Raw genomic sequence first — 26,660 nt, forward strand, 5'->3', positions numbered from 1 at the left:
ACGCACACACTTGGCCTATATCGAACCAACTCCAACAAGGTGGGGTTCCGCTATGGCCAGGTTTCTAACTTACGACCTCAACCCAACGCACTACCCTGACATAATCGCGTTGCTGTTAACATGACATATTGACGTTGCCACGACAGCGGCGCGCCGTCGGGGGTAAAGGCATTGAGGTAGGCGTAATCGACCGCGAAACCGACGAGAATAAAAAACAGGATGAAGCAAAAGACGATCAGCGCGCTGATCCAACTATTGCGATTCTGGCGCGCGACGAAATCTTGCGAGAGGGTTATCTCCGTCGGTTTTTCAGGCTTTTGTGCGGACAATGTGCCACGTTCAGTTTGTTTTGCTTACCACGAAGAGCACGAAGGACACGAAGGGGTCGGATGATTAAAACTCTGAACTTCGTGGTCTTCGTGTCCTTCGTGGTGAAGACATCTTCACACTAAACCGAGAAGAACCTCGCCGGCAGCGAAAACCTCGGTTATGAGCGCAATCTGAGATCGACTTTAGGCAGTACTCTCTCGGTTGCCGGCACGTCGAACAACTCATGAAGCTGAAACTTGAAAAAACCGGCGATCATGTTCGACGGAAACACCTGCTGCTTGGTGTTGTACTGGGTCACCAGGTCGTTGTAGTACTGGCGCGCGAAGGCGATGCGGTTCTCCGTCGTGGTCAGCTCTTCCTGCAAGTTCAAAACATTTTGGTTGGATTTGAGATCTGGGTAGTTTTCCATCAAGGCGAAAACTTTACCGAGGGATTGGTTCAAGACGGTCTGCGCTTCGGCGGATTCTTTAACGCCCTTCACTGCCATCGCTTGGTTGCGCGCGTCGATGACCTTTTGCAGCGTCTCCTGCTCGAATTGCATGTAGCCTTTGACGGTCTCGACCAGATTTGGGATCAGATCGTAGCGCCGCTTGAGCTGCACGTCGATTTGCCGCCAGCCGTTGTCGATGCGCAGACGCAGCGCGGTAAGATTGTTGTAGGCCGAGATAACCCAAATGCCGACGACAAAAACGATGCCCCAAATGATAAAAATCATAAGCTCTGCGCTCCATTGACGCCATCGCGAAACAAAATCGTTTTACTAATATCGGCGGCACGCGCCACGCCGGTCATGACCATCACGCGCTGCATCTCTTCGGCGAAAATATTGAACACCCGCTCGACGCCGCGGGCGCCGAAAGCGCCGACGCCCCAAGCCACCGGACGGCCGGTCAGCACCGCCTTGGCGCCCAGCGCTAGCGCCTTGACGATATCGCCGCCGCTGCGAATGCCGCTGTCGAGCAACACCGGAACTTTACCGCCAACCGCTTCAACGACTTCCGGCAACGCTTCCAACGCCGAGCGATTGAAGTCGAGAATCCGCCCGCCATGATTGGAAACCACCAGCGCATCGGCGCCGGAATTCACCGCCACCCGCGCGTCATCGGCGCCCATGATGCCTTTGACAACGACGGGAAGTTTTACCAATTGTTTCATCCACTCGATATCTTTGGGCGTCGACTTGTGGCCCTTGCGCGGCTTGCCATCCTTGGTCGACAACGGCACTTCGTCGCCGATCTTCACCGGCTTCACCGTGTCCATGGTAATGCCGACCGCGGTGAAACCCAAGTCCTCGGCGGTCTTGGCATATTCTTCGACTTCCGGCTTGCCGCGGTTCATGTAGGCCATGAATACCAGCGGCGATTTGTCGGCGTTACGCCAGTCGTGCAGATTGAAATGGGCCGCCTGGCTGACAAACATCATCGCGCCGGCGCGGTCCGTGCCTTCAGCCACTTCGCGTTCGGCGTCCTTGCCGAACAAACTAAAACTTCCCACCGGCGCCGTGATCGCCGGGATCGGCAACTTCTTGCCGAACAATTCGATCGAGATGTCCGGCTCGCTGACATCGTGAAAAATTTTCTGGCGAAACAAATATTGCTGAAACGCCCGCGGATTACGATGAAACGTCGCCTTGGTTTCCGCCGCGCCGTTGAAATGCTTCCACGCCTCCGCCGGCGCCTGCTGGCGCATAATCCCACGCAAATCGCGCAGCCCCATCTGTTCCAGTGGTTTGTCCGTCATAAATCGTCACCTACCTGTATCGTCGATTCACCAGGCGTAGGGGCGACCGGCGGTCGCCCTTTCCAAGCACCCTAACCTCTATCCTCTCCCGTCGAGGGGGAGGAGGTAAGAGATCAGAGGAATTCAATTGGCCGTCGATATCTCCCAGCAATTGGTCCCTGGATCGCGGAAATAAAATGACGCGGACGCTTCGCTTTCTTTGAGCTCGAACAATTCGCTCACGCCCAAACTCTTGCCGTCGTCGGCGAATCTGCCATGCGCCGCTATCACCGCGTCCTTGGTTGCCACTGTCAATGTATTGCGAAAATTGGTCGAGAATACCGGCGCGTTCTGGCGCAAGGCGCAGACCACGAAGGTCTTGGTCGTCGGATGCTTGATGTAAATCACATGATCGCTAAAACGGTGCGCATCCAAGCCTAGCACGTTCATGTAAAAATTTTTGCTCGCCTCGAGATCGGTGGCGACCAACGTGCCGTGGGTGAAGCCTTGGGGCACGTAGCCGCGGCCGGGAAACTTTTCTTCCGGCAGCAACTGATCCCAATGGGCCATCTTGACCGCGCCGAAACGCTCGGCGGTCGCCTGTTTGCGGTTGAAGGCTTCGTAACATTCGATCTCCCAGCCGTTGCTGCCCGGCTCGACGAAATAACAAGAGTAAGAACCGTGGCTCCAGGTCGGCTTGCCGATGGCGCCGAGCTTGTACTGCGCCTTATGCGCGACCAGATAATCGTAAGCGCGATCGACTTCTTGCGGATCGACCACGCGTACGCCCCAGTGATTGTGCATCGGTTTGGCCGGCGCCTCGGGTCCAGCTTCGTGGACAACTAACAGCCAATGGGTGTTGGGATGTTTGAGCGTCGCTTCACCAGGTTTTTCGGAAATCTTTTCGAAGGCTAATAGTTCGGTCATCACCGGCAAGGATTCTTGCAGATTGCGGCACTCCATATGCGTTGCCGCCAAACCGGTCGTGTGGATCATGATCCTTCTCCTCACCTGTCGAGTAAAGTAATTGCAGTTACCGAATGACAAAAACTTACAGCGCTCAGCCTGGGCTGTCAAACCAGCCGGCGCGGCGCGCATGAAATCATCCTTGACAGAAACTTGGCGATTCCTTAGATTCGCCCAGCTCTCATGCGCAGCCGCGCAAGCACCATGCAGAAACCCATCGCCCATCTGAATTTCATTTTGCTCTGCTTACTCGTTAGCGCAGGCGTCGCCCGCGCTCAAGACAATTTTTACCAGGGCAAAACCATCCGCATGATCGTCGCCACCTCCGCCGGCGGCGGCTTCGACGCCTACACGCGTATGTTAGCGCGCCATTTTGGCAAACATGTTCCCGGCCAGCCAGCCATCGTCGTCGAGAACATGGCCGGCGCCGGCCATCTGATCGGCGCCAATCACATGTACCGAGTCGCTAAACCCGACGGTCTCACCGTCGGCCACTTTCAAGGCGGATTATTTCTCTATCAACTTTTCAAAAAGCCCGGCATTGAATTCGACGCTGCGAAGTTCGAATTCCTCGGTTCGCCGATCAAAGAAAGCCGCGCCTGCGCGTTCACCAAAGCGAGCGGCATCACCAGCGTGGAGAAATGGCTAGCGGCGAAGACGCCGGTGAAGCTCGGCGGCATCGGCGGCGGCGCGCCCGACGACATCGCGCGCATGCTGGCGGCAACCACCGCGCTGCCGATCCAACTGGTCGCCGGCTACAAAGGCACGGCGGAGATTCGCTTGGCCGCGGAAAGCGGCGAGCTTGCCGGCGGTTGCTGGACTTGGGACTCGATTCGCTCGACGTGGATTAAAGCGATTCAGTCCGGCGAAGCGATCGTCGTGCTCCAAGCGTTGGCCAAGCCGCACCCTGAATTGGCCAGCGTGCCGCTCGCCACCAGCTTGGCGAAGAACGATGAAGCGCGCCAACTGATTCAAGCCGGCATCCAAGATCCCGCCGATTATTATCGTCCCTACGTCGCGCCGCCGCGCACGCCGAAGGCGCGAGTAGAGATTTTGCGCCATGCGTTCGACGCCACGATGAAAGATCCGGAGTTCTTGGCCGAGGCGAAAAAGGCGAATTTGGACATCGAACCGATCACCGGCCAGGAAATGGAGCAGCTGATCGCCGGCGTCTTCAAACTCAATCCCACCCTAGTGGCTAAGCTTAAGACTATTTTGAATCCGAGTTAAATCTGAGTCGTCAAGTCAATCAGGAAAGGTCTTCGTCATGAAAAAATATCTGCTCTTCTTGTCCGTGCTGTTAATGAATCTGCTGCTTAACGTCGACAAGCACGCCCTCGCCCAGGCGAAATTCTACGAAGGCAAGACTGTCCGTTTCGTCGTCGGATTTCCCGCTGGCGGTGGCTACGACGCCTACACCCGCGCCATCGCGCGCCACTTGGGCAAACATATTCCGGGCAATCCCTCCATCGTCGTCGACAACATGCCCGGCGCCGGCAGCATGATTTCAGCCAATCATACCTTCAAAGTCGCCAAGGCCGATGGCCTCACCATCGGCCACTTCATCGGCGGACTGTTCTTGCAACAGCTCTTGGGCAAGCCGGGCATCGAATTCGATTCGCTCAAGTTCGAATACGTCGGCGTGCCGGCCCAGGACAATTTCATGATCGGCCTGCACAAGTCCACCGGCATCACCGATGTCCATGCCTGGATCGCTTCCAAACAAGTGGTTAAATTCGGCGGCGTCGCCAACGGCTCGGGCAGCGACGACATTCCCAACATCCTCAAAGCCACGCTGGGACTGCCGATCCAACTGGTCTCCGGCTACAAAGGCACCGCCGATGTCCGCTTGGCGTTCAACAGCGGCGAAGTCGCCGGCATCAGCAACTCGTGGGAGTCGACCAAATCGACGTGGCGCAAGGAAATCGAAGGCGGCGACAAAAGAATTATTCTTCAGGCGACGCTTAAATCCCATCCCGACTTTCCGAAAATTCCCGTGGCCTATGACATGGCCAAGACCGACGAAGCCAAACGGCTGATCGCCACGGTCTTTCGCGTCCACGGTCCCACCGTGCGTCCCTACGCCCTGCCGCCGCGCACACCCAAAGAGCGCGTCGAGATCTTGCGCAAAGCGTTCATGGACACGATGAAAGATGCCGACTTTTTAGCGGAAGCGAAAAGGGCCAACCTCGATATCAATCCCGACGACGGCCCGACGCTCGAACAAAACGTCAAAGACATCTTCAAAGTCGACAAGGCATTGATCGCCAAGCTGAAAGACATCCTCAAATAAAATGGCAAACGCAGCGCAACGGAGGATTGCAAAATGATGAGCCCGATTCCGCCGATCGCTCCTATCGCTCTCGCGCTGGCACTCTTCGCCAATGGCGCCAACGCCGCGGAGCCTGCCAACTTTTATCAAGGCAAAACGGTCCGCATCGTCGTCGGCCTGGCTGCCGGCGGCGGTTACGATCTCTACGCGCGCACCCTGGCGCGCCATCTCGGCAAGCATATACCTGGCAATCCCGCGGTGGTGGTCGACAACATGACCGGCGCTGGCTCGATCATCGCCGCCAACTATCTCTACAAAATCGCCAAGCCCGACGGTCTCACCATCGGCCACTACTTGGGCGGCATCGCGCTCCAACAATTGCTCGGCAAGTCGGGCATCGAATTCGATGCGCTCAGGTTCAAATACTTGGGCGTGCCGGCGCAGGATAGTTTCATCATCGGCGTGCACAAGTCCACCGCCATCACCGATGTCCATGCCTGGATCGCGTCAAAGCAAATGGTAAAATTCGGCGGCATCGGCCCGGGCGCCGGCAGCGACGACATCCCGAAAATATTGGCTGCCACCATCAACTTGCCGGCCCAAGTCATCACCGGCTACAAAGGCACCGCCGATACCCGGCTCGCCTTCAACAACGGCGAAGTCCACGCCACCAGCAACGCTTGGGAATCGACCAAGTCGACCTGGCGCAACGAACTCGACTCGGGGACGTTGAAAATCGTCTTGCAAGCGACGCTCAAATCCCATCCGGAGTTGAAACAGATTCCCGTCGCCTATGAGTTGGCGAAAACCGACGAAGCGAGAAAGTTAATGGCCACGGTGCTGCGCGCCAACAGCCCGACGGTGCGCCCGTTCATGCTACCGCCGGCCACGCCCAACGACCGCGTGCAGATTCTGCGCAAGGCATTCATGGACACGTGGAAGGACCCGGAGTTAGTCGCCGAAGCCAAGAAGGCGCGTCTCGACATTGATCCCGCCGACGGCACCGAACTCGAACAAACCATCAAGGAAATATTCAAACTCGAACCGGCGCAAATCGCCAAGCTCAAAGAGATCTTGAAATAGCGGCTCGTTAGAGAAGAAAAAGGGATTACACCGCAGAGACACGGAGTTCGCAGAGTTCGGGAACAGCGAAGAGGGCGGGTTTAACACCCGCCTCTACCAATTCCGATTTATTTTGCGTTCTTTGCGTTCTTTGCGGCCAATCTTATGATTCCGAATTATTAGAACCTTTCATGGAGGAAACCCATGTCTGACTATTTCGTCATCGACGCCGACTCTCATGTCGAGGAGCCGGAAGAAGCGTGGAACTATTTGCAGGACAAATACAAAGAGCGGCGGCCTTTTCCCATCGCCGTGCCGAACCGGCCGATCCTCGCTAACTTGAACGCCTTCTGGTGGATCGACGGCGTCATCCATCCAAAAATTTCCGGCAGCAATCACACCGTCTTCGGCACCCCGCCGGTTTCCTATCATGCGACGCACAAGAAATTTTCCATCGGCAGCCAAACCCTGCTAGACGCCAGAGAACGGTTGAAAGACATGGACGCCGCCGGCGTCAACATCCAAGTCAATTTTCCCACGGTGTTTCTCGAAGAACTCACCGACGACATCGAGTTCGAAGCCGACCTGATGCGCAGCTACAACACTTGGATTCATAACGCCTGCAAAACCGATCCGAGCCGGCTCAAATGGGGCGCCATCATGCCGCTAAGAAATGTCCCAGCCGCGGTGGAAGAACTGAAGCGCACCAAAGAAATGGGCGCAGCGACCGCGATTATTTACGGAACCGTTGGCGAGAAATTATTGGACCTGCCGGAGTTCAACCCGTTCTTCGCCGAAGCTGAGAAACTGAACTTTCCCGTCAGCGCGCACACCGGCTGGAGCCATCCCGGCCTGCGCGCCAGCGGCACGACGATCATGGCGGCACACACGGTGACTTTCACGCTGCCGTTAATCCTCGGCTTCTACGGCGTCATCGCCGGCGGCGTGCTCGATCGTTTCCCCAAGCTAAGAATTTCGTTCTTAGAAGCCGGCGCCGACTGGCTGCCCTACATGCTGCAGCGCATGGATCACTATTTTCACTCTGAGAAGGCGATCGGCCGCCCAGGGTTGCCGCGGCGCGCGCCGACGGAATATTTTAAAGACTCCGAGATTTATTTCACCTGCGAAGGCGACGAGAAGCTCTTGCCGGAAGTTCTGAAATGGGTCGGCGACGACAAGATGATGATCTCCGGCGACATGCCCCATGCCGAAGCGCGGGATAATTCGATCACCGAGATCAAAGAACGCGGCGATATTAGCGAAGCGCAGAAGAAAAAAATTCTCGGTGAGAACGCCAAACGGTTTTTCGGGCTGTAGGCGAAACAGAATCTAAAAGTAAGGCAACGCCGTGCTCAAACTTGCGCCCTCATCATTCTTTTTTCCTCCCCCTCGACGGGGGAGGATTAAGGTGGGGGTGCTCAACCGCACTGCCAATACTCATTCGCACCAACCAGCATCACCCCTATCCTAACCTTCCCCCGTCAAGGGGGAAGGAATCGGAAAGAGCGCTCGCTTTATTTTCCTTTATTAAAAATCTCGTCGAAGCGCGCCACCGTTTCGTTGTAGTTCTCGATCATGCCTTCGGGCCGCGCCGGATAAAGCTTTAAGCCCTGGGTCAAACTCGGCGGATCGGGCGACACATCCGCCCGCGCCGGAACGCGCCGCTGCGCGCGTAGTAAACCCTGTCCTTCTTTCGACAGCGCAAAGTCGACGAACAAGCGCGCCGTGTTCGGATGCGGCGCTTTGTCGGGGATCGCGATGGCATTGATCGCGGTGATCGTCGGCCCTTTGAAACGCACCCAATCGATCGGCGCACCGCTCGCTTTCATGCGCTCGACGCGATTGGAGTAGACCACCGTGGCGAGCGCCGATTCGCCGGCGGCCACCAGCTGCGCCAACAGCGTGTGGCCTTTGCGCATTTGTAAATCTTGGCGCGCGAACTTTTTCATGAAGTCGAGTCCCTTGTCGCGCCCCATGAGTTGGATCGCGTGATAGAACCACTGGTACTCTTCGGTCTCTAAACTGATCAGTCCCTTCCATTTGGGATTGAGTAAATCTTCATAGCTCGTCGGAACATCTTTGGCCGCCACCAGCCGCGTGTTGTAGCCGATGACGTAGGGAATTTGGTAAAACGCCGACCAATGGCCCTGAGGATCTTTGAAGCCATCGGCGAGCGCCGCGGCTTCCTCGGAAACATAGCGCGCCAGCATGCCGGCGTTCTTGAGTTGATAGACTTGCACGACGCTGGTTTGAAAAACATCGGCGAGATGCGTGCCGGCGCGCTGTTCGACGATGAAGCGGGCCTGAACTTTTTCGCCGCTGGAGCGAAACAGGTCGGTCTTGATAAACGGATATTTGCGCGTGAACTCTTTGGTGAACTGGCTCGCCTCGTCGGTCTCCATGCCGGTGTACAAAACCAGCCGGCCTTCCTTCTTGGCGCCGTCGAGGATTCGCTCGCGCTCCGCGCTCGCCGCATTTGATTCTCGCGGCAGCGGATTGAGTACCATCAATAATCCGGCAACGACAAAGCAAGCGTTGGCAAAAAATGTTCGGCGCACGGCGATTTCCTTTCGCTGGTGTTTCAACGTGGTAAGCATATCTAGGGCGCGGCTGCTTGACAATCCGTCGCCGCCTCTCTTATCGTCTTCATTGTCGAACAGGAAACGCCGATGCTCTACGAATCCGAACAAGGCAAAGTTAACTTAGCGATTTGCGGCGACATCATGCCGTCGCGCCGGCTGGCGGTGTTTCACGAGCCGCAATTCCTCGCCCTGCGCGAACTGCTGCGCAATGCCGACGGTTGCTTCGCCAATCTCGAAAGCATGGTGGTGCGCTACGGCGAAGGCACGCCGGCGATCCGCACCGGCATGCACATGGTCACCGAACCGGAATTGCTCGAAGATTTAAAATGGTTCGGCTTCAATCTGTTAAGCTGCGCCAACAGCCACTCGCTCAACTTCGGCGAAGAAGGTTTGCGCTTGCAGAATAAATATCTCGACGCCGCCGGCATCGCCCACGCCGGCACCGGCGAGAATTTGCGCCAAGCCAGCAGCCCGGCGTATTTAGACACGCCCAATGGCCGCATCGCGCTGATCGCCGCCAGCGCCCATTTGCCGTCGGAGCAAAATCGCGCCGCCAATCAGCGCGTCGACTTTCGCGGCAAGCCCGGCGTCAACGCGCTCGGCTTCGAAACGACTTTCGTCGTCGACAAGCCTTCGTTTCAAGCGCTGCAACGGCTCGGCACCTCACTGGGCTTCGACGATCAACGCCAACGGCTGATCGATCACGGTTTTCACTCCGACGCGCAGATCGGCGCGGCGACCCAGACAGAATACAAATACCGCGGCGACCGCTACCTGCTCGGCGAAAAATTTGACATCCGCACCGCCTGCGATGAAAACGACGTCGAAGAAAATTTGCGCCAGATTCGCGAAGCGCGCCGTCAAGCCGACTGGGTGATCGTCAGCTTGCACAGTCAAGATTTGATCGGCCGCAGCTGGCTCACGGCGAAAAAACGCACCGAAGTCACCGAGCAGCCCGACTTCGTCCACGACTTCGCCCATCGCTGCATCGACGCCGGCGCCGATGTATTTGCATGCCATGGGCCGCATCTGTTGATGGGCATCGAGATCTACCGCGGCAAGCCGATCTTCTACAGCCTTGGCAATCTGATGATGCAAAACGAGACGCTGAATCACGTGCCGGCCTATCCGTTTGACCGTTTCGGTCTCGACAATCGCGCCACGCCGTCGGACTTTTTCGATCATCGCACCGGCAACGGCACCAAAGGCCATCCCGCGTCGGCGGAATTCTGGCAATCGGTGGCGGCGCTCTGCCGTTTCGAAAAACGGGCACTCAAGCAAATCGACATTTATCCCGTCGACATGGGCTTCGGCCAACCGCGTTCCCAGCGCGGCCGACCTGTGCTCGCCGAAGGTGAATTGGCGAAATCGATCTTGGAGCGCGTCGCCCGGGTCTCGGCGCCATTCGGCACCGTGGTCAAACCGCAAGCCGGCCATGCCCTAATCAGCGTGGATTAATTTTGCATTCTTTCAGGTTTACCGTGAGGATGATTTCACCACGAAGGCACGAAGAGCACGAAGTTCGGAATAATATCTTTCCAAAACCTTCGTGTCCTTCGTGCCTTCGTGGTGAACCGACCCATTCGAACATTTGGAATATTTTCAGGAGCGAGGCATGCCAGATTTCAAACTGATCTCCGCCGATAGTCACGTCAACGAACCGCCGGCCGCTTGGGAGCGCGTGCAAAAAGAATACGGCGAGCGCGCGCCGAAAGTCGTCCGCGACCCGGTAGGTAAGCCGAAAGGGATATGGCTCGTCATCGACGGATTGCCGCCCGTCGGTCTATCCCACTATTCCAAAGGCTTGGCGGTCGACAAGAGTCATGGCATCAGCGAAGTCGAGCAGGAAAAACATTTCCAAACCATCCGTTTCAACGAAACCTTTCGCTACGAGGATTACCGCGGCGGTTGGGATCCCGCCGTCCGGTTGCAGGATCAAGACACCGACGGCGTCGATGCTGAAGTTTTATTTTCCAGTGCCGTGCGCCAGCTCTACAGTATCACCGACGAACCGTTTCAGCGCGCGGTGTTTCACTCCTACAACGCTTGGCTGCACGAGTTTTGCAGTTACAATCCCAAGCGGCTGCTCGGTCTGGCGCTGATCCCGATCTTGGATATGAAAAATACCGTGGCGGATATTTATCACTACGCCAAGTTGGGTTTTCGCGGCGTGCAGATTCCGACGCGGATTAAAGACAGCGGCTATTACGAATCGTTTTACGAACCCCTGTGGCAGGCTCTCGAAGAGACCGGCCTGGTCTTGAACGTTCACACCAGCGTCACCCAAGGCGTCGCGCGCACGCACTACGAAGGACCGCGGGAAGAAGACCCGGTGAAAGAGCCGATCGGCTTCGCCAGAAAACAGGTGCCGGCTCAACAGTTCATCGGCAACATGATTTTGTCCGGCAACTTCGACCGTCACCCGAAGTTAAGAGTGGTCTGCGCCGAGTTCGACGTCGGCTGGGTGGCGAATATGGTACAGCAAGTCGACTACTGGTTCGGCCGCGCCAGCACCTTCGACGCGGAGAAAAATCTCAACAAACGGCCGCCCAGCGAGTATTTCAAGGAAAATATTTTCTTCACCTACCAAGACGACCGCGCCGGCGTGCTCACGACTTCGGTCTACGGCGAAGATAATTTTCTCTGGGCCAGCGACTATCCCCACGGCGTCACTACTTGGCCGCACTCGCAGGAAACCGTCGAGCGCAACTGCGCCGGCATCGACGCAACGGTCAAAAGAAAATTGAACCGCGGCAATGCCGCAAAGCTTTACGGCTTGGACGGCTAGTGTGGGCCGGCAACCAGGCGCAAACGAATTCTTCGTAGCGACTACTTTCGCAGCTTCAAGAATCTTCTGAATTCAAAATCAAAATAATACCGGGACGGCGGGAAATCCGCCAAATCGGATTTCGCCGTCCCGGTGTACAGCGAAAATGCGGAATGCTACAAGTCGTGGATGGATTGGGTTCTGCAGTTTCTCTGGCTGGTGCCGCTGGGATTTTTTGCCGGCGCCTATGGCACGCTGATCGGCGCCGGCGGCGGCTTCGTCTTGGCGCCGGCGCTGCTATTGATCTATCCGGCCGAAGCGCCGGAAACCATTACTAGCATTACTCTCGCGGTGGTTTTTTTTAACGCGCTCTCCGGCACCCTCGCCTACGCAAGAACCAAACGCATCGATTACAAATCCGGAATTATTTTTTCCCTCGCCACCATGCCAGGAGCGGTTCTCGGCGCGCTGACAACCAATGTCATGAGCCGGGCAAAGTTCAATTTGCTGTTCGGCTGTCTGCTGATAGTGATCGCACTCGCACTCGTCGTCAGCCCCGGCAAAAAAACCGCGGCGCAACAACCGCCGGGCAATGGCAACAGCCGAGAGATCTTCAGCCTGAGCAAATCCAAAATAATATTGGGCGTGGTCTTCAGCAGCGTATTCGGCTTCGTGTCGAGTTTCTTGGGCATCGGCGGCGGCTTCATGTACGTGCCTGCCCTGGTCTACATGTTGGGATTCCCCGTTCACATCGCCACCGCGACCTCGCTGTTCGTCTTGACGCTCACCGCATTGACCGGCAGCGCCACCCACATCGCCGCCGGTTTATTTCACCACGGCATCCAACAAGCCATCGGTTTATCGATCGGCGCCATCCTCGGCGCCCAGCTCGGCGCCAAAATATCCCAACGCATCCATGGCGATTGGATTTTGCGCAGCCTCGCGATCGCGCTTGGGTTGGCGGGAATCAGACTGCTAGTTTCGTCGTTGGGTTAGTGGATAGACTCTAGCTGCTGGCACATTGCGTGCCATTACGCGCGGCCCACTTCTCCGCCAAGAGCTTCAACGCTGGCCCGGTTTCCGGCCAATCATGAAGCGTCGCCGGGTCGAAGTCCGCCCCATTGGGCCACACAAGGGTATGAGCTTCGGAATCGATCTCAACTTGATTGAAGGTGTTCGGATTCTGCAGAGGACCATAGAGATCTCCTTCCAACACGGGACGAAAGTCGATTACCTGTGCAGAGCCATCGTCAAACACGACACGCAGGATGAATGGCTCAATGCGATCGAACGAAACTACGCGGTAAATTTTGTGAATCATCGGCCAAGCCTCACTTCAATGGCTCAATCTTAGCCGGAGGTCGACCCGCCTGCAATGCGCGCCAAGCGTCCATTAATTCAACCTTGTGAAGCTCGGCCCAGGCAAGCACGAGCCGTTCTTGTCGCCGCGGTAACGACCCCGCCAGCAGCTCTACCCTTTCGACATCAAATATTCCGACATGCTCTAGGTAGTAAGCGTGAAAATGCAGCGTGTGGTGCGGTCCTCCGGCTTCGACAAACATACGGATCATGATTCCGAAAAATCTGCTGAGCTCGGCATCTCAAGTCCGGATCGCAATCAAAAGGATGATCTTACTTATCCCCATGCTTGTCGCGCACGATCTGGATCTCCTCCAAACAGCCGGCGCACATGTAAGCCGCGTGGGGCAAGAATACTAGCTCATCGGTATCGCGCGGCTCCATGCAGATGCCACACAGCCCTTCGGCATTCGGATCGTCGGTAGCGCTTGGCGCGCCGTCGACATCGCCGCTAGTTTCTTTCGAAAGAATTTCATCGCACATGTCGACGCACTCGTTGCAGATGTGCACCGAGTGCCCCGCGATCAGTTTGCGCACTTCGTTTTGGTCCTTGCCGCAAAACGAACAGACCAGCTGCTTGCTCTCTTCGGCGAAACGCGGGACTTTGGCGTCCCATTGGTCGCCGAAAGCTTTTTTCAAAGTCTCTTCCAACGCCGAACCGATTTGAAACAATTGGCGCGCGATCTCGCTGCGCTTGGGCGTGCTCTTGGCGTCGAGAAAATTGCTCACCGCGCGCTGAAACGTCTGCAACGCCGCGCCGTATTTCTGTTCGCTGATCAAGTCGGCGCATTCGATGAAACCAAATTTTGATGGACTCGTTGCCATGATATTCCCCCAAAAACCTACGACGCCGCGTTCTCTTCCCGGAGTTTCCGCCGCGCCCCATCGTCTGTCAACCTAGCCCGCGAGAAAATTCGCCGGTCGCGTCGATTGACAGTTTCCATTCAATAGCGATAGAAACTCCGGTTATGAAAGACGCGGTCGAGCGGCTAAACGCCGAGTACGGTTTGAATCTCAGTGAAGACGAGATCGAGGTCATCGCTAAGCAGGCTGAAGCGGGGCAACGGCTTTTTCAAAAACTCTTTGCCGTCGATGTCGAGGGCGTCGCGCCGGCGCTAAAAATCGATCCGGCGGAGCGGCAATGAACGCCCGAGATCTTGAGAGCCTGACGATTGCCGGTCTCGCGCCGGAAATTAGCCGGCGAAAAATCTCTCCGGTCGAAGTGACGCGGCTATTTTTAGAACGCATCGAGCGCGTCAATCCGACTCTCAATGCCTACGTGACCGTCACCGCGGACAACGCCCGCGCCGACGCCAAGAAAGCCGAAGAGGAAATCGCTCAAGGCAATTATCGCGGCCCGCTGCACGGCATTCCCTTTTCGATTAAAGATAACATCGCGACCCAGGGAGTCAGGACCACTGCCGGTTCGAAGATTTTGGCTGATTGGATACCGGACTTTGACGCGACGGTTGTCGCGAAGCTCAAGCAAGCCGGCGCGGTGATTCTGGGAAAAACCAATCTTCACGAGTGGGCGCTCGGCGGCACGACCATCAATCCATTTTACGGCACCACGCGCAATCCCTGGGATCAGCAACGCATCGCCGGCGGCTCCAGCGGCGGCTCCGGCGCGGCCGTGGCGGCAAGCCTCTGTCTGGGTTCCATCGGCACCGATAGCGCGCAGTCGGTGCGCAATCCCGGCTCCATGTGCGGCGTCGTCGGACTGAAACCCACCTACGGCCGCATTAGCCAGTATGGCACGGTCGCGGGAACCGGCGCCTATTCTTGCAATCATACCGGCATCCTCGCTAAGAACGTCGAAGATGCCGCGCTGGTTCTGCAGGCCGTCGCCGGCCACGATCCGCACGATCCGTTGAGCGCCGGCCAAGCCGTGGGCAATTACCAGGCGAGCATCGGCAAGGGTGTGAAAAATCTTCGCGTCGGGATTCTGCGCGGTTACTTCGAGGAGGACATGGCCGCCGAGGTTAAAGAAACTTTTCGTCAGGCTATCGCCGTGCTCAAATGCTTGGGAATCCAAACCGAAGATGTCACGATTCCCCACATGGATCTGATTCCCGCGGTAAAAGTGTGCACCAGCCGGGTCGAGAACGCGTCGGCTCATGAGCGCAACCTGCGCACCCGCCCCGGCGACTACAGCCGGCAAACTTTGTTCGCCTATCTTTCGGCGCTGCTGGTGCCGGCCTCCGCCTACCTGATGGCGCAACGAGTGCGGCGCTTGATCTGCGGCGAATTTCACGAGCTATTGCAGCGCGTGCAACTGTTGGCGCTGCCCACCGTTCCCTTCACCGTGCCGACCATCGACGAGTGCAACGCCGGATGGCTCGACATCGACGGCAAAAAAATTCGCCGCCAGGACGAGCGCGGCGGCGCCGACAGCCTGTGCGCGATTCCGTTTAACGTCACCGGCCTGCCGGCGATGAGCGTCCCCTGCGGATTTTCAAAAGCGGGCACGCCCATCGGTATGCAGCTCGCCGCCGGGCCGTTTCAAGAGGAGCTGATTTTTAGCGTCGCCCACGCCTACGAGCAGGCCACCGAGTGGCATGAGCGCAAACCACGGCTAATGAGTACTTAGAAAATTGGAGGATGCAGCATGATCGACGCCAAGGTTCGTGAGAAAATCATCAAGGGCATCAACCGCGACGAGTGCGCCGAGTTGACCAAGCAGCTCTGTGACATTCCCAGTCCCACCGGCGCCGAGCGCGCCATCGGCGAATTCATCCTCGACTGGTATGCGCGCCACGGCATCAAACCGATCCGCCAGGAGATCGATCCCGACCGCATCAACGCGGTGGGCGTCATCGAAGGCCTCGGCCGCGGCACATCGTTGCAGATCAATGGCCATATGGACACCAGCTTCACGGGCACGGAGGAAGACCGTCTGTTCTGCGCCGAGCTCGACCCGCTGAGCGAACTGCGCGGCGCCATCCGCGACGGCAAGGTCTTCGGTCTCGGCGCCTCGAACATGAAATCCGGCGTTGCCGCTTTCATGGTGGCGGGCAAGGCGCTCAAACAAAGCGGCGTTGATCTCAAGGGCGATTGCATCCTCGCCGCGGTGGCCGGAGAAATCTCGCGCACGCCAATCGGACCGTATCAGTCGGGCGCCTACCGCGGCGAAGGCACCGGCACGCGCCATCTGCTAACCCATGGCATTCAATCCGACTATGCTATCTGCGCCGACCGTTCCGGCCATTGCATCGTCTGGGCACAAAACGGCGTGGTGCAAATTAAGATCAACACCTTCGGCAACCCCCACGCCGCCTGGGGCATGACCCGAGAACAAGAGCCGCCCGCCGAAAACAACGCGGTGCTGCAAATGATGAAAGTCATCCAGGCCGTCGACGATTGGGCGGCGGATTTCGAGAAACGTTGCGTCTACCAGTCCGCCAACGGCCCGCTCTTGCCCAAAGTCAACATCGGCGCCATCCAAGGCGGCGCGCCGTTTCGGCCCAATTATTTTCCCGGCGTTTGTTCGGTTTACGTCGACGTGCGCACGCCGCCGGAGCTGCGACCCGTGCAAGTCCAGCGCGAGTTAAAACAAGCGCTGACAAAAACCGGCATCAAGTTTGAAATGGAGATGTACGCCTCGCTCATGGGCTACGAAGCCAAAGGCGTCGAGCCGATCATTGAAGTCGTCAAGCAGGCTTTTAAAAGCGTGGCCGGCAAAGAACCGCCGGCGCCCAACGCCTTTCGCGCCAGCATCTGGACCGACACCAATATTTATAATGAAATGGGTATCCCGACACTCAAGTTCGGTCTCGGCGGCAAGAAACATGCGATCCGCTCCGAGCAGATCGACATCGAAGAGATATTTATCGGCGCGCAAGTTTATGCGCTGGCGGCAGCGGAGATCTGCAATTGGGAGAAGTGAAAATCCTCGTCGACACGACAAAATTATGGAACAGGAGAAGCACGAGCATGGAACGCAAAAAAATCTTGGCGGTGTTGCTAATCGGTTTTGCTTTAATCCCGCAAAGTGTCCGCGCTGTCGCGGCCGCTGAGCGTGATTCGCGCTTTGAAAAGCTCGCCAAAGATCTCTACCCCAGCGCCAAGGCGGAGGGCTCTCTAGTGCTTTACACGGTCTGGGATGTCGAGCATGCGCGCGTGTTGCTAGCCGCCTTCAGCAAGAGATTTCCAGGAATATCCACCACCTATTGGCAAGGGACGAGATCCGAAGTGACGACGCGGGTGTTGACCGAGTTTCAAGGCAACCAGTCAAGTGTCGATGTGATTCTCGGCGAGGAATTTGTTCTGCAAAGCGCCGGCGCTGTGAGTCCCTATCAAACCGTCCAGCAAGACGCGCTGGTACTGCACGACCCGGTGGCGCCTGTCGTCAGCGTGCAGATTCAGGCGCTTCCCTACAACACGAAAAAGCTTAAGCCCAATCAGCTCCCCAAAAGCTGGGAGGATATCGTCAACGGCAAATTCAAAGGCATGGTTGCCCTCGATGACCCGATGCGCGGCGGCCCTTTGAGCGCCATGCTGGCTGGACTCAAAGACGAATGGAAGGACGACGCCAGGTGGACGAGATTCGTCAAAGGGCTTAAAGCCCTAAACGTCACCGTGCATAAAAGCACCAGCGCCATGTTTCGCCTGCTCATCGCCGGCGAATACGCCCTAGCGATGCCGGCGTTGCTGCATGACGTTGTCCACGAAAAGGAAAAAGGCACACCAGTCGATGTCGTCAAGGCAGCCTTTCCAATCATTTCACCGCAGCAGGCGAAAATCTACGCTAAGGCGGCCCATCCCAGCGCCGGCAAGTTGTTCGCCGAATGGCTGGTCACGCCGGAAGGGCAGACGGCCATGGACTCGGTGGGTCGGTCGAGCTCGCGCAAAAACTTTAAAGCCAAGACTTCCATCGCCAATGTCTGGGGCAGCGGCGCCAAAGCAGTGGCCATTACCAATAAGGCGTTCTTCGAAGATCCACGCAAATGGCTCGATGCCAACGTCAAGCCGTTGTGGGAAGATTGACCCGGGACGCGCGGTGAACTTTCAAATACGCAATCCGAGTTAACTTGAACGTCAGTCCAGCACTTCCTTGAGCCGCGCCAGCATCGCCGGATTCATTTTGTAAATACCGGCGACAATTTTTTCCAGCGCCTCGCCGGTCACTGGATCGATATCGAGCTTGGACTTCTCTGCCTCGGCGATAAAATTTGGGTCTTTTAACGTCGCGAGAAACGCCTGGCGCATCAGCCGGACACGATCCTTCGGTGTGCCGGGCGGCATGACGAAGGGACGGGCGATATCGGCGGCGTCGTGAATACCAACTTGAATCAGCTGCTTCGCTTCATCCGTCTTAGCGTAGGCGATCGCCAGCGGAATCTTGGCCAGATCGGCGAGCGGTTTCGCCACTGCTTGCAAGACAATATTGACCTCGCCGGACTCCAGGCCGCGGGTCCAGGTGGACTTAATCGCATCCCAACTCCAGCAGGCGCCGGCCAACTCGCCGCTCTCGGCGGCGAGGCGAATATCCGCCGTGCCTTTGAAACCCACGACCAGCTGTATCGGCAGGCCCACCGCCACCTTGAGAATCTTCGGCACGTCGACGATGGGCCCCGAGCCGGTGGCGCCGAGCTTCACCGGCGTCTTCGCGGCGAACCAGCGATCGATGCTAGCGATGCCGCTCGCTTTGGTGAGCGCGCAAGCTGTCTTCTCCGGAATCGGCGCGCCGACAAATTCATATTTGCTCGCCTCGAACTCGGCGCCAGGGCGGCCGAGCAGTTGCTGCATGAACAGGCTGCCGACGAAATGGCCGAGCGTGAGGCCGTCCGGTTTCGCCGACTTGTAGACGTAATTGGCCGCGATCATGCTGCCCGCCCCCGGCATGTTGTCGACGACGAATGCCGGATTGCCCGCAATATGTCTGCCCATGTGGCGCGACATCGCCCGCGCGTAAACGTCGAAACCGCCGCCCGCCGACAGGCCGACAACGATGCGCACGGTCTTGCCGCGGTAGTAATCAACCTCAGCGCCGAGGCTCGTAGCCGAAAAAAAACCAACCGCCGCCAATACTGTCCATAGCTCCGTGTTTCTAACTTTCACGATTGTCCTCCGTTTTCTCGACGCTGCGCTTCTCGATCGCGGCATATCTTCGCACGCAGCTCGCGCGTCGCGTCCTCGTCGAATTCAAAGTCACGCCCGATCACGACACCGTAGATGTCGCGCGCTGCGTCACGCGAAACCACGGCATTAGCGACATCGCCGAGCACCAGATCAGGATCACGATCCAACGGATCGCCGCAGCCGCCGCCGCTGGCTACGCGCATAAAGAGCACGTCGCCGTCGCACAGTTCGAAGTTGCAATAAGGAAGATTCTCCCGCTGGCCGCCAAGCTTTTCGAGATTAGTCGCAGGTTGGTTGTCGGCGAGCAATTGATTCACCTTCGTGCCGGCCATTTTCACCATCACGCTGGGCGCGCCAGAGCGGCCACCGAACATGCCGTGGCCGGAGTTTTCCGCGCTGGCGACGCCGTAAGCGACGCCGCCGATTTTCCCCTGGGGCGCGTCATGAAGAGTGTGCGCCGACTCGACGCCGATGCCGCCGCGGAATTTGCCGGCGCCGGCGCTATCGAGCGCGTGGCGGCGAAACAGATAGAGCAATGGATACTGCATCTCCATCCACTCGACGTTGGGACAGCTCATGTAGCTGCCGCCGGAGTCGACGCCGTCGCGGTCGATGCGCGCGCCGTTACCGTCCATGGCGCCATGAGCCATGTTGATAAACGGCGTGTAACGGCCGTATTGGTTCACTCCCGAATGGCGGCAATTGCGGTGGCTCGCGCTCGGCGCGACGATCTCCTGGCGCCAGCGCTCGCTGGTGGCGATCATCTGCATCAATACCGAGCTAGCGAGAAAGCCGACACCGAAGCCGGATGAGGTCGTGCTCATGGAGATCGGTCCGGGAAACTGCACATGCACCAACGTTCCCTTCGGAGCGATCACTTCCATCGGTTTGATCACGCCCTGATTTTTCGGCAGATCGTAGGCGATCGAGTAGAGAATCGCGCCAAAGCAAAAGCCAAAGGTGCCGTGAAACGGCAGGTTGATGCCTTTGCGCACCTGGGCGTCGGTGCCGGTAAAATCGAAAATCAGCCGGTCGCCTTGTTTGCGCAGCGTGAGCAATAGCCGGCACGGGCCGTCGGCATCGATGGTGAGCTGCTCTTGCCATTCGCCGTCCTGGATCTCGCTCAAGCGCCGGCGCAAGACCGATTCAGTGTAGCGAATCATTTCCGCCGAGACGCTGTTCATCAATTCGGCGCCGTACTGGCGGTGCATTTCCTGAAGCCGCGCCTTGGCGACGTTGTTGGCGGCGATCTCGCATTTCAAATCGAGCGCCACCGCGTCGGGCTGGCGGGTCATATGGGTGATCGTGTTGAAGACATCTTTGCGCAGCTTGCCCCGCTCCACCAACTTGATGCCGGGAATGCGAAATCCCTCCTGAAATATTTCCGTCGCATCCGGCGAATCGCCGCCGGGGGTGATCGCGCCGACATCGCTGACGTGCACGAAGGTCGCGCTCCAGCCGACCAGAACGTCCTGATAGTGGATCGGCGAAATAATGTACACGTCGGGGTTATGGATCGCCGCTAGGTAGGGATCGTTGAGCAAGAAAATATCGTCGGGAAAAATTTCGTCCTTGCCGAAGCTCTCGATGATCCGCCTGACCGCGAAGCCGGCACACACCACATGATGGCCGTAGGTTTCCCCCGCGGCCATGATCTCGCCGTCAGGCCGGTACAAGGACGCGTTGTAGTCATGCTGCTGGGTCGTCGTCACGGTGCCGCCCGTGCGCTCCAAAGCGATCCCCATCTCGCGGGTAATTTGATGGAGCCGGTGCGAGAGCACTTCGAAGGTGATCGGGTCGATGTTGACATTCAGCATAGGTCACTCGCTCAGATGGATGCGCACGTTTAGATACTCGTCGACGATAGCGCGATCGTTGGGATTGATCACGATGGTGGTGATCGGCGTTTCGATAATCGCCGGGCCGGCGATCTCGCTGCCCGGCTGCAAGCGGCCATAATCGTAAATCTTAGTCGACACGAAATCACGATGCTCTTCGAAATAGACTTGCCTCTCGCTCTTGAGTGCGGCCGCGGCATGATTTTTCTCCAGCGGATATTTTCGCAACTTCGGTTTGCTCAACGCACCGATCGCCGCGACGCGAAAGGCCATGATCTCCTTGCCCGCTTCGCGGTAGCCCGCGCCGGCACCGTAAGTAAGCTCGTAGAACTCATCGAAGCGCTGATAAATCGCTTCGAGATCCGCCTCCTTGATCTCCGCGGTTCCCGCTGGGAATGGAATGTTAAGCTCATGGACCTGCTGACGGTAACGCATGTCGAGGCTCCTGGTGATCTTCATGTCACTGTCCTTGAAACCGGCCGTTGTGAGCGCGGCCCGAGCACGCCCGACCAAGCCGGAAAAAATTTCTTCGACTCGTTTCAGTTCGGCCGGCACCGACAGGCGCTCGGACCGACCGTAGTTGTAGATCACGTCCGAGCTGACCAAACCGGCGGCGCCGTGCACCGACGCGGTCAGCGGCACGACGATTTCTTTGATCCCCAACTCCGCGGCATATCTGCCGGCATGCACCGGCGCGGCGCCGCCGAAAGCGAAGAGCGTGAAGTCGCGCGGATCGTAGCCGCGCTCGACGGTGGAGCGGCGGATCAGATCGCTCATATGCGAGTTGGTGATGCGATAGATACCGCTCGCCGCCTCGGCGACTGACATGTGCATCGGCCCGGCGATTTTTTCCTCAAAGACTTTGAGCGCCCGCTGTTTGTCCAATTTCATCCGCCCGCCGAGGAAACAGTCGTCGTTGAGATAACCAAGAATCAGATCGGCGTCGGAAACCGTCACTTCGCTGCCGCCCAGGCCGTAACATATCGGACCTGGGCTCGCTCCCGCGCCCTGGGGGCCGACCTTGAGCAGTCCGCTTTCCGGATCGATCCAGACGATGCTCCCGCCGCCCGCGCCGATCGACTCCACCCAAATTTTGGAAAGAAACAATTGATAGCGCATGAAGATGGGCCGATGGTCCATTTCGACCGTGCCATCGCGAATCACACCGACTTTGAAAGTCGTCCCACCCATGTCCGTAGCTAAAACATGGGAGACCCCGAGTTGCGCGCCGATGAAGCGGCTACCGATGATTCCGGCGGCTGGGCCGGACTCAATGGTGCCAACGGCATTCTTGCAGGTGTCGTCGATACCGAGTACGCCGCCGTAAGCTTGCATCACTAGCGGCTCGCGCCGCAAACCCTTCGACTCGAGAATTTCGCCGAGCCGCCGAAGATAGGCGGCGATCTTCGGACCGACGTAGGCGTTGAAGACCGTGGTCGCGGTGCGTTCGTATTCGCCCAAGAACGGCGCGATTTCACTGGAGAGACTCACGTAGAAAGAGGGGTAGTGCCGTCTAATGAAATCAGCCAAGGCGCGCTCATGCGCGTCATTGGCAAGCGACCATAACAGCGCGATGGCGATTGACTGAGCGCCGCGGCTGACCAGCGCATCGACGGCGCGGGCGATTTCCTTTTCTTCCAAACGAATCAGCACCGAACCTTTGTAATCGATGCGCTCGGCTACCTCTTCGATCAGCGCGCGCGGCACGATCGGATCGGGCTTGCTTTGAGTCGACGCGCGAAAGGCTTCGCTTTCCGTGAGCCCCTCGGTGGTCCGGCCGCGCATGATCAACAAGGTATCGCCGAATCCCTCCGTGGTCAGCAACCCGGTCTTCGGTCCGCTGCGGGTAATCAGAGTATTGTCCGCGACCGTACAGGCATGGAAAAAAAACTTCGTCGCGGCTAATAGCTCTTGATCGCCGGCGAGGCCGAGATGACGCGCCGCATCGGCCACGGCATTGAGCGCGCCGAGGGCGAAATCCTCAGGCGTCGATAACGCCTTACCCAAAGTCACCGTGCCCTGCTCATCCAGTGCCACACAATCGGTAAAAGTCCCGCCAATATCGACGCCCACGGTGTAGTTCATGAAGTTCCCCGAATCGTTGTACCATCCTTGCGGCGAGAAATTCAAAGCAGTGATGGAGCGGAATGAAACTAATTGAACCCGACCGACACGTTGCACGAACTGCGAAGTTAGTACGGCGCCTCGATCTCCTGAAAAGTCATGTCGTTAAAATCGTAAAGCATCTTTGCGGGGCCGAGACCGCGCGTTTCGATATCCGCCGCAAAAATCTTTCCACCTTCGGCCCACAAGAGACGGCTACCGTCGATATCGGCCCACTCCCAATCTCGACACGACTGCACGTCACCGGTTGCCGAATCGACTATTTCATACTCGTTCGGACAGTCGCCGCGTTTAAGCCCTATTTTTTCGGCATCGTCGAATATGTTTCGAAGAAGTCGGTTTTCACCGAACGGCTTTTCAAAACGATAGACTTCCCTGCCAACCACGTCACCGACTTTGCTGTGCAGCTTCCAGCCGTCGCGCAACTGCCTGCGAATATAAACATTACGTAAATCATAGCGAAAATCATCGTCTGGTTCATTTGGTTCCTCGATGATCTCGTCACATGCCAGGTAAGCATACCAAATATTGTGCAGCCGACACTTATTGTCGCTTACGAATAAGCCGCCACCGGGTAGGCCTGCCGACGACTTCCAACGAGCTATTGCTTTGAGATACGGCACGCGCGAAATTGCGGTCCAGTCGTAGTCACCCTGATGGTTGTGCCCTTTCATGATCCAGTAAACAAAGTACTCGCCGTCGGCGGATAAGTCACAGCAATAAGCATGAATCCTTCCCTCGATCCACTGTCCGAGCTCAAAAGAATCGCTGGATAAGTCCCAACCGACTGTGCAGACCTGTTTGGCCGGCCCTCGGCGCAGCACCACAGCCCTGCGCGCCTTCGGTGCTAAAATCACGTCTAACCGCGCGGGAATTTTTTTCGTGGCCACGAAACCGCTCGATCCGTCGCGCACCTAGAACATGTAGTTCCCGGAATTAATATTATACGACTGGCCGGTGATGAACGCCGCGGCGTCGCTCGCCAGGAAAAGAATCGAGCCGGCGATATCTTCGGGTTCAAGCACATGGGGCAACGGTGTGGAGCGCAGCCGCGTCATGACTTCTTCTTCGGAGCGGTGTTGGCGCGGCATGGAAGTATTCGCCGAGCCGGGGCAGATGGCGTTGACGGTGATGCCGTCCGGTCCGACTTCGCGGGCCAGCGCTTTGACGAATCCCATCACCGCGGCTTTCGATGCCGCATAGTGCGAGAACTGGCGCATGCCGTAGTGACCGATGCCCGATGCTAGACTAATGATGCGCCCGCTTTTTTGCGCGCGCATCGCCGGCACGAACTCTCGGCAACAAAGAAAATTGCTGCCGACGTTGATATCGATCGTGCGATCCCAATCTTCTTCGCTCAAATCGACCACCGAGGCTTTGGGGAAATAAATGCCGGCTACGTTGACCAGAATATCGGTGCGGCCGAATCGTTTGAACGCGCTCTGTGCCATGCGTTTGACTGAAGTTTCGTCGGCGACGTTGACTTCCACCGCCAACGCTTCGGCGCCGATGGTTTGCAGCTCGCTCACCACCGCTTGGGCTTTTTCGGCCTGCAAGTCGGCGACGACAATCTTCGCGCCTTCGTGCCCCATCATTAGTGCGGTCGCCCGGCCGATCCCCTGAGCCGCGCCAGTAATCACGGCAACTTTGTCCTTGAGTTTCATGGCATCACCACCCCGCCGTTAACGTGAAAGGTTTGGCCGGTAATCGCCGCGCTTTCCGGCGTCGTTAGAAAATAATACATCTCAGCCAAATCTCGCGGCAGCGCGGTGCGGCCGAGCGGGATCTGCGACCACCAACGCAGCTTGCGCGCTTCGAGCGATTCTTTCTCCATTACCCGCGGCGTGTCCGTCGGTCCCGGCGCGACGGTGTTGGCGCGCACCAGATCGGGAGCCAACTCTAATGCCAACGATTTAGTGAAGGTAATGATGCCGGCCTTCGCCGCCGCATAGGGCGTGCGCAAGGCCGAGCCGGTGACGCCATAGTTCGACGCCGTGTTGATGATCCTTCCGCTTTTTTGTTTTTGCATGAGCGGCGCAACTTCGCGGCACATGAGAAACGTTCCTTTCAAGTTGGCGTGCATCACCTCTTGCCACTGCGCCCAGGTAAACTCTTCGATGCGCTTGGTATACGCGCTGCCGCCAGCGATATTGGCAAGTATATCGATGCGGCCAAATCGTTTTGCCACGTCGGCAACCGCCGCCTTCACTTGCCCTGCCACGGTCACGTCGAGCGCCAACGCATCGGTCTGGCCGCCGGCGGCGGCAATCTCGCTCTTAACTGTTTCCGCCGCGCCTCGGTCGTAGTCGGCGATGATAACTGTAATGCCGGCAGCCGCCAGGCGATGCGCCACCGCGCCGCCAATGCCGCCGCCCCCTCCGGTAATGAGTGCTACTTGAGTCAAAGTTTACCTCCCGAATAAATCGCTTCAATCTCACTTTGATAACCCGCCGACACCACACTGCGCTCGACTTTTACATTTTGGAAATGATTGATGCTGCGTACCTCGGCCGGAAAGTCGCCGTCCATCACGATGATTTGGCGAATCCGCTCGTACTGTTCGAGCCGTTCGTTGACGCGCTCGACCTGGCTCCAAAGCGCGGTGTGAATCTCATGCGCCGACAAACTCGCCAACTCACGATGACACGATGCGCTAATCTTTTGCCGGTCGGCAACCAACAACGCCGCGATAAACGGCCGGCGGTCGCCGACCAGCACCGCCTGGCGTTGGAGACCGAGGGAAACCAAGCCGAGCAGAACCTGGCGCACCAGCGTGGCGAAGTTATTCCAAGTAACCGCTTCGAAGCCGGCGCCTTTTTGGATTTTGATAAAAGTGCGCTCGCCCAGTTCAGCCGCGCGCTGGAAAAAGATTTGCCCAACCTGCAGACCTGTAATCGCCGAATTCGCTTCGCTCATAGGTTGGTTGTCCGGCTTTGGTATGAATAATGAGTCACGTACAATGGGTCTTGTTCACCACGAAGAGGGCAAGGCACGCCTTGCCCCTACATTCGAAATTTCTTGGCAATCTTATTTTGTGTTCTATGCGTTCTTTGCGGCTAATCATCCGATTCCGAAATTCCGATTCGTGGTTAATACACTTTCTCAATAAACCCGAAAGCCCGCACACAATTGCGTGAAATGCGCCGGATCGTATTTCGAGCGCGCCGGGTCGGCGATTTTTTTCAAGCCACGAATTTCCTGGCGCCGAGCGTAGGTATCGAGCAACGCGTTGGCGATGTCGTCCATATGGCCTGGCAGATACTTGCGCGCCGGCAGCGCCAAACGCAACAGCTCGGCGCCGCGCGCCACTTGGCTCGGCGCCAAGGGCGGCCCGCGGGTGATACGAACACCGCTGGATTGATAGAGAAACGCCGCCAACGCTTCGGCGGGAAACTGTTCGGCTGGCAACTCCGGCAGGATTTTTTTCAAGGAACCTCTGAACAACTGCCCTGGAAGCAGGGCAGCGGAGGATAGATCGTTTTTTTCGTAATGAGTTACAGTTTTTGCGAAGTTATATCAGATTACATTTTGCTCTCGTGGTTAATAGGGTCCTTAGTTTT

The 26,660-nt window shown here is 57.5% G+C and carries 26 protein-coding genes; 10 read left to right on the forward strand and 16 right to left on the reverse strand.

The features are described from left to right. Positions 1-77: 77 nt before the first annotated feature. The 4 genes from EXR70_16865 to EXR70_16880 form a co-directional block, all read right to left on the reverse strand. Entirely contained in the window at positions 78-329 is a 252-nt protein-coding gene (locus EXR70_16865) for a hypothetical protein (protein MSP40161.1), read from the reverse strand. 158 nt (positions 330-487) lie between these two features. Continuing rightward, entirely contained in the window at positions 488-1,045 is a 558-nt protein-coding gene (locus tag EXR70_16870) for a LemA family protein (GenBank protein ID MSP40162.1), read from the reverse strand. Then, positions 1,042-2,070 carry an alpha-hydroxy-acid oxidizing protein gene (locus tag EXR70_16875; GenBank protein MSP40163.1) on the reverse strand — a complete coding sequence of 343 codons (1,029 nt, stop codon included), beginning with the start codon at positions 2,068-2,070 and terminating at the stop codon, positions 1,042-1,044. The genes EXR70_16870 and EXR70_16875 overlap by 4 nt, the downstream gene beginning before the upstream one ends. A gap of 123 nt (positions 2,071-2,193) precedes the next feature. Then, on the reverse strand, positions 2,194-3,240 hold the full coding sequence (locus EXR70_16880) for a VOC family protein (GenBank protein MSP40164.1): 1,047 nt from the start codon (positions 3,238-3,240) through the stop codon (positions 2,194-2,196). Between EXR70_16880 and EXR70_16885 the strand changes: the two genes are divergently transcribed. From EXR70_16885 to EXR70_16900, 4 genes are all read left to right on the forward strand, one after another. Then, entirely contained in the window at positions 3,199-4,245 is a 1,047-nt protein-coding gene (locus EXR70_16885) for a hypothetical protein (protein MSP40165.1), read from the forward strand. The two genes, EXR70_16880 and EXR70_16885, sit on opposite strands and share 42 nt — an antisense overlap. A gap of 37 nt (positions 4,246-4,282) precedes the next feature. Further along, a complete protein-coding gene (locus EXR70_16890) occupies positions 4,283-5,308 on the forward strand; it encodes a hypothetical protein (GenBank protein MSP40166.1) in 1,026 nt (341 codons plus the stop codon). 33 nt (positions 5,309-5,341) lie between these two features. Continuing rightward, positions 5,342-6,370: a hypothetical protein gene (locus EXR70_16895; GenBank protein MSP40167.1), complete on the forward strand. Its 1,029-nt coding sequence runs from the start codon at positions 5,342-5,344 to the stop codon at positions 6,368-6,370. A 183-nt stretch (positions 6,371-6,553) separates the two neighbouring features. Beyond that, entirely contained in the window at positions 6,554-7,666 is a 1,113-nt protein-coding gene (locus tag EXR70_16900; protein ID MSP40168.1) for a hypothetical protein, read from the forward strand. A gap of 197 nt (positions 7,667-7,863) precedes the next feature. Here EXR70_16900 and EXR70_16905 read toward each other — a convergent pair whose 3' ends face one another. After that, on the reverse strand, positions 7,864-8,946 hold the full coding sequence (locus EXR70_16905; GenBank protein MSP40169.1) for an extracellular solute-binding protein: 1,083 nt from the start codon (positions 8,944-8,946) through the stop codon (positions 7,864-7,866). Between the two features lie 72 nt (positions 8,947-9,018). Between EXR70_16905 and EXR70_16910 the strand changes: the two genes are divergently transcribed. The 3 genes from EXR70_16910 (at position 9,019) to EXR70_16920 (ending at position 12,694) form a co-directional block, all read left to right on the forward strand. Beyond that, positions 9,019-10,389, forward strand: coding sequence for a CapA family protein (locus tag EXR70_16910; GenBank protein ID MSP40170.1), 1,371 nt, complete (start codon positions 9,019-9,021; stop codon positions 10,387-10,389). A 157-nt stretch (positions 10,390-10,546) separates the two neighbouring features. Next, positions 10,547-11,719 (forward strand): amidohydrolase, encoded by a 1,173-nt coding sequence (locus EXR70_16915; protein ID MSP40171.1) that lies wholly within the window; start codon positions 10,547-10,549, stop codon positions 11,717-11,719. Positions 11,720-11,887: 168 nt separating this feature from the next. Further along, on the forward strand, positions 11,888-12,694 hold the full coding sequence (locus EXR70_16920) for a sulfite exporter TauE/SafE family protein (GenBank protein ID MSP40172.1): 807 nt from the start codon (positions 11,888-11,890) through the stop codon (positions 12,692-12,694). A 10-nt stretch (positions 12,695-12,704) separates the two neighbouring features. Here the strand turns inward: EXR70_16920 and EXR70_16925 are convergent, their stop codons facing one another. From EXR70_16925 to EXR70_16935, 3 genes are all read right to left on the reverse strand, one after another. After that, on the reverse strand, positions 12,705-13,019 hold the full coding sequence (locus EXR70_16925) for a DUF2442 domain-containing protein (GenBank protein MSP40173.1): 315 nt from the start codon (positions 13,017-13,019) through the stop codon (positions 12,705-12,707). 10 nt (positions 13,020-13,029) lie between these two features. Beyond that, positions 13,030-13,260 carry a DUF4160 domain-containing protein gene (locus EXR70_16930; GenBank protein ID MSP40174.1) on the reverse strand — a complete coding sequence of 77 codons (231 nt, stop codon included), beginning with the start codon at positions 13,258-13,260 and terminating at the stop codon, positions 13,030-13,032. Positions 13,261-13,330: 70 nt separating this feature from the next. After that, positions 13,331-13,882 carry a hypothetical protein gene (locus EXR70_16935; protein ID MSP40175.1) on the reverse strand — a complete coding sequence of 184 codons (552 nt, stop codon included), beginning with the start codon at positions 13,880-13,882 and terminating at the stop codon, positions 13,331-13,333. Positions 13,883-14,198: 316 nt separating this feature from the next. Between EXR70_16935 and EXR70_16940 the strand changes: the two genes are divergently transcribed. The 3 genes from EXR70_16940 to EXR70_16950 are packed head-to-tail and all read left to right on the forward strand — an operon-like array spanning position 14,199 to position 18,043. After that, complete coding sequence (locus EXR70_16940; protein ID MSP40176.1) at positions 14,199-15,647, forward strand: hypothetical protein; 1,449 nt, start codon at positions 14,199-14,201, stop codon at positions 15,645-15,647. 18 nt (positions 15,648-15,665) lie between these two features. After that, complete coding sequence (locus EXR70_16945; protein MSP40177.1) at positions 15,666-16,943, forward strand: M20 family peptidase; 1,278 nt, start codon at positions 15,666-15,668, stop codon at positions 16,941-16,943. A 47-nt stretch (positions 16,944-16,990) separates the two neighbouring features. Further along, positions 16,991-18,043 (forward strand): extracellular solute-binding protein, encoded by a 1,053-nt coding sequence (locus EXR70_16950; GenBank protein ID MSP40178.1) that lies wholly within the window; start codon positions 16,991-16,993, stop codon positions 18,041-18,043. A gap of 51 nt (positions 18,044-18,094) precedes the next feature. On the opposite strand, the gene EXR70_16955 is transcribed toward EXR70_16950, so the two are convergent. The 8 genes from EXR70_16955 to EXR70_16990 all read right to left on the reverse strand — a co-directional run bounded on the left by EXR70_16955 (position 18,095) and on the right by EXR70_16990 (position 26,529). Continuing rightward, entirely contained in the window at positions 18,095-19,162 is a 1,068-nt protein-coding gene (locus tag EXR70_16955) for a hypothetical protein (GenBank protein MSP40179.1), read from the reverse strand. Then, the gene (locus tag EXR70_16960) at positions 19,114-20,955 is read right to left on the reverse strand and encodes a hydantoinase B/oxoprolinase family protein (GenBank protein MSP40180.1); all 1,842 of its coding nucleotides are present in this window, start codon (positions 20,953-20,955) and stop codon (positions 19,114-19,116) included. The genes EXR70_16955 and EXR70_16960 overlap by 49 nt, the downstream gene beginning before the upstream one ends. Before the next feature lie 3 nt (positions 20,956-20,958). After that, the gene (locus EXR70_16965; protein MSP40181.1) at positions 20,959-23,061 is read right to left on the reverse strand and encodes a hydantoinase/oxoprolinase family protein; all 2,103 of its coding nucleotides are present in this window, start codon (positions 23,059-23,061) and stop codon (positions 20,959-20,961) included. Between the two features lie 107 nt (positions 23,062-23,168). Next, positions 23,169-23,990 (reverse strand): hypothetical protein, encoded by an 822-nt coding sequence (locus EXR70_16970; GenBank protein MSP40182.1) that lies wholly within the window; start codon positions 23,988-23,990, stop codon positions 23,169-23,171. Between the two features lie 24 nt (positions 23,991-24,014). Beyond that, on the reverse strand, positions 24,015-24,764 hold the full coding sequence (locus EXR70_16975; protein MSP40183.1) for an SDR family oxidoreductase: 750 nt from the start codon (positions 24,762-24,764) through the stop codon (positions 24,015-24,017). Next, a complete protein-coding gene (locus tag EXR70_16980; GenBank protein ID MSP40184.1) occupies positions 24,761-25,504 on the reverse strand; it encodes an SDR family oxidoreductase in 744 nt (247 codons plus the stop codon). Before EXR70_16980 ends, EXR70_16975 begins: the two co-directional genes overlap by 4 nt. Beyond that, positions 25,501-26,016, reverse strand: a complete 516-nt coding sequence (locus EXR70_16985) for a hypothetical protein (GenBank protein ID MSP40185.1) — start codon at positions 26,014-26,016, stop codon at positions 25,501-25,503. The genes EXR70_16980 and EXR70_16985 overlap by 4 nt, the downstream gene beginning before the upstream one ends. 186 nt (positions 26,017-26,202) lie before the next feature. Continuing rightward, entirely contained in the window at positions 26,203-26,529 is a 327-nt protein-coding gene (locus EXR70_16990) for a hypothetical protein (protein ID MSP40186.1), read from the reverse strand. Positions 26,530-26,660: the final 131 nt, after the last annotated feature.

Source organism: Deltaproteobacteria bacterium, from assembly GCA_009692615.1.
GTDB lineage: Bacteria > Desulfobacterota > Binatia > UBA9968 > UBA9968 > DP-20.

What these genes read in the sequence shown, in the direction of transcription:
- EXR70_16965 (MSP40181.1), bottom strand. Translation starts at nt 23,061, where the DNA reads ATGAACTACACCGTGGGCGTCGATATTGGCGGGACTTTTACCGATTGT.
- EXR70_16890 (MSP40166.1), top strand. Translation starts at nt 4,283, where the DNA reads ATGAAAAAATATCTGCTCTTCTTGTCCGTGCTGTTAATGAATCTGCTG.
- EXR70_16900 (MSP40168.1), top strand. Translation starts at nt 6,554, where the DNA reads ATGTCTGACTATTTCGTCATCGACGCCGACTCTCATGTCGAGGAGCCG.
- EXR70_16905 (MSP40169.1), bottom strand. Translation starts at nt 8,946, where the DNA reads ATGCTTACCACGTTGAAACACCAGCGAAAGGAAATCGCCGTGCGCCGA.
- EXR70_16950 (MSP40178.1), top strand. Translation starts at nt 16,991, where the DNA reads ATGGAACGCAAAAAAATCTTGGCGGTGTTGCTAATCGGTTTTGCTTTA.
- EXR70_16955 (MSP40179.1), bottom strand. Translation starts at nt 19,162, where the DNA reads ATGCCGCGATCGAGAAGCGCAGCGTCGAGAAAACGGAGGACAATCGTG.
- EXR70_16940 (MSP40176.1), top strand. Translation starts at nt 14,199, where the DNA reads ATGAACGCCCGAGATCTTGAGAGCCTGACGATTGCCGGTCTCGCGCCG.
- EXR70_16975 (MSP40183.1), bottom strand. Translation starts at nt 24,764, where the DNA reads ATGAAACTCAAGGACAAAGTTGCCGTGATTACTGGCGCGGCTCAGGGG.
- EXR70_16915 (MSP40171.1), top strand. Translation starts at nt 10,547, where the DNA reads ATGCCAGATTTCAAACTGATCTCCGCCGATAGTCACGTCAACGAACCG.
- EXR70_16885 (MSP40165.1), top strand. Translation starts at nt 3,199, where the DNA reads ATGCGCAGCCGCGCAAGCACCATGCAGAAACCCATCGCCCATCTGAAT.
- EXR70_16920 (MSP40172.1), top strand. Translation starts at nt 11,888, where the DNA reads ATGGATTGGGTTCTGCAGTTTCTCTGGCTGGTGCCGCTGGGATTTTTT.
- EXR70_16870 (MSP40162.1), bottom strand. Translation starts at nt 1,045, where the DNA reads ATGATTTTTATCATTTGGGGCATCGTTTTTGTCGTCGGCATTTGGGTT.
- EXR70_16930 (MSP40174.1), bottom strand. Translation starts at nt 13,260, where the DNA reads ATGTTTGTCGAAGCCGGAGGACCGCACCACACGCTGCATTTTCACGCT.
- EXR70_16935 (MSP40175.1), bottom strand. Translation starts at nt 13,882, where the DNA reads ATGGCAACGAGTCCATCAAAATTTGGTTTCATCGAATGCGCCGACTTG.
- EXR70_16910 (MSP40170.1), top strand. Translation starts at nt 9,019, where the DNA reads ATGCTCTACGAATCCGAACAAGGCAAAGTTAACTTAGCGATTTGCGGC.
- EXR70_16985 (MSP40185.1), bottom strand. Translation starts at nt 26,016, where the DNA reads ATGAGCGAAGCGAATTCGGCGATTACAGGTCTGCAGGTTGGGCAAATC.
- EXR70_16895 (MSP40167.1), top strand. Translation starts at nt 5,342, where the DNA reads ATGATGAGCCCGATTCCGCCGATCGCTCCTATCGCTCTCGCGCTGGCA.
- EXR70_16875 (MSP40163.1), bottom strand. Translation starts at nt 2,070, where the DNA reads ATGACGGACAAACCACTGGAACAGATGGGGCTGCGCGATTTGCGTGGG.
- EXR70_16960 (MSP40180.1), bottom strand. Translation starts at nt 20,955, where the DNA reads ATGCTGAATGTCAACATCGACCCGATCACCTTCGAAGTGCTCTCGCAC.
- EXR70_16945 (MSP40177.1), top strand. Translation starts at nt 15,666, where the DNA reads ATGATCGACGCCAAGGTTCGTGAGAAAATCATCAAGGGCATCAACCGC.
- EXR70_16880 (MSP40164.1), bottom strand. Translation starts at nt 3,240, where the DNA reads ATGGGCGATGGGTTTCTGCATGGTGCTTGCGCGGCTGCGCATGAGAGC.
- EXR70_16925 (MSP40173.1), bottom strand. Translation starts at nt 13,019, where the DNA reads ATGATTCACAAAATTTACCGCGTAGTTTCGTTCGATCGCATTGAGCCA.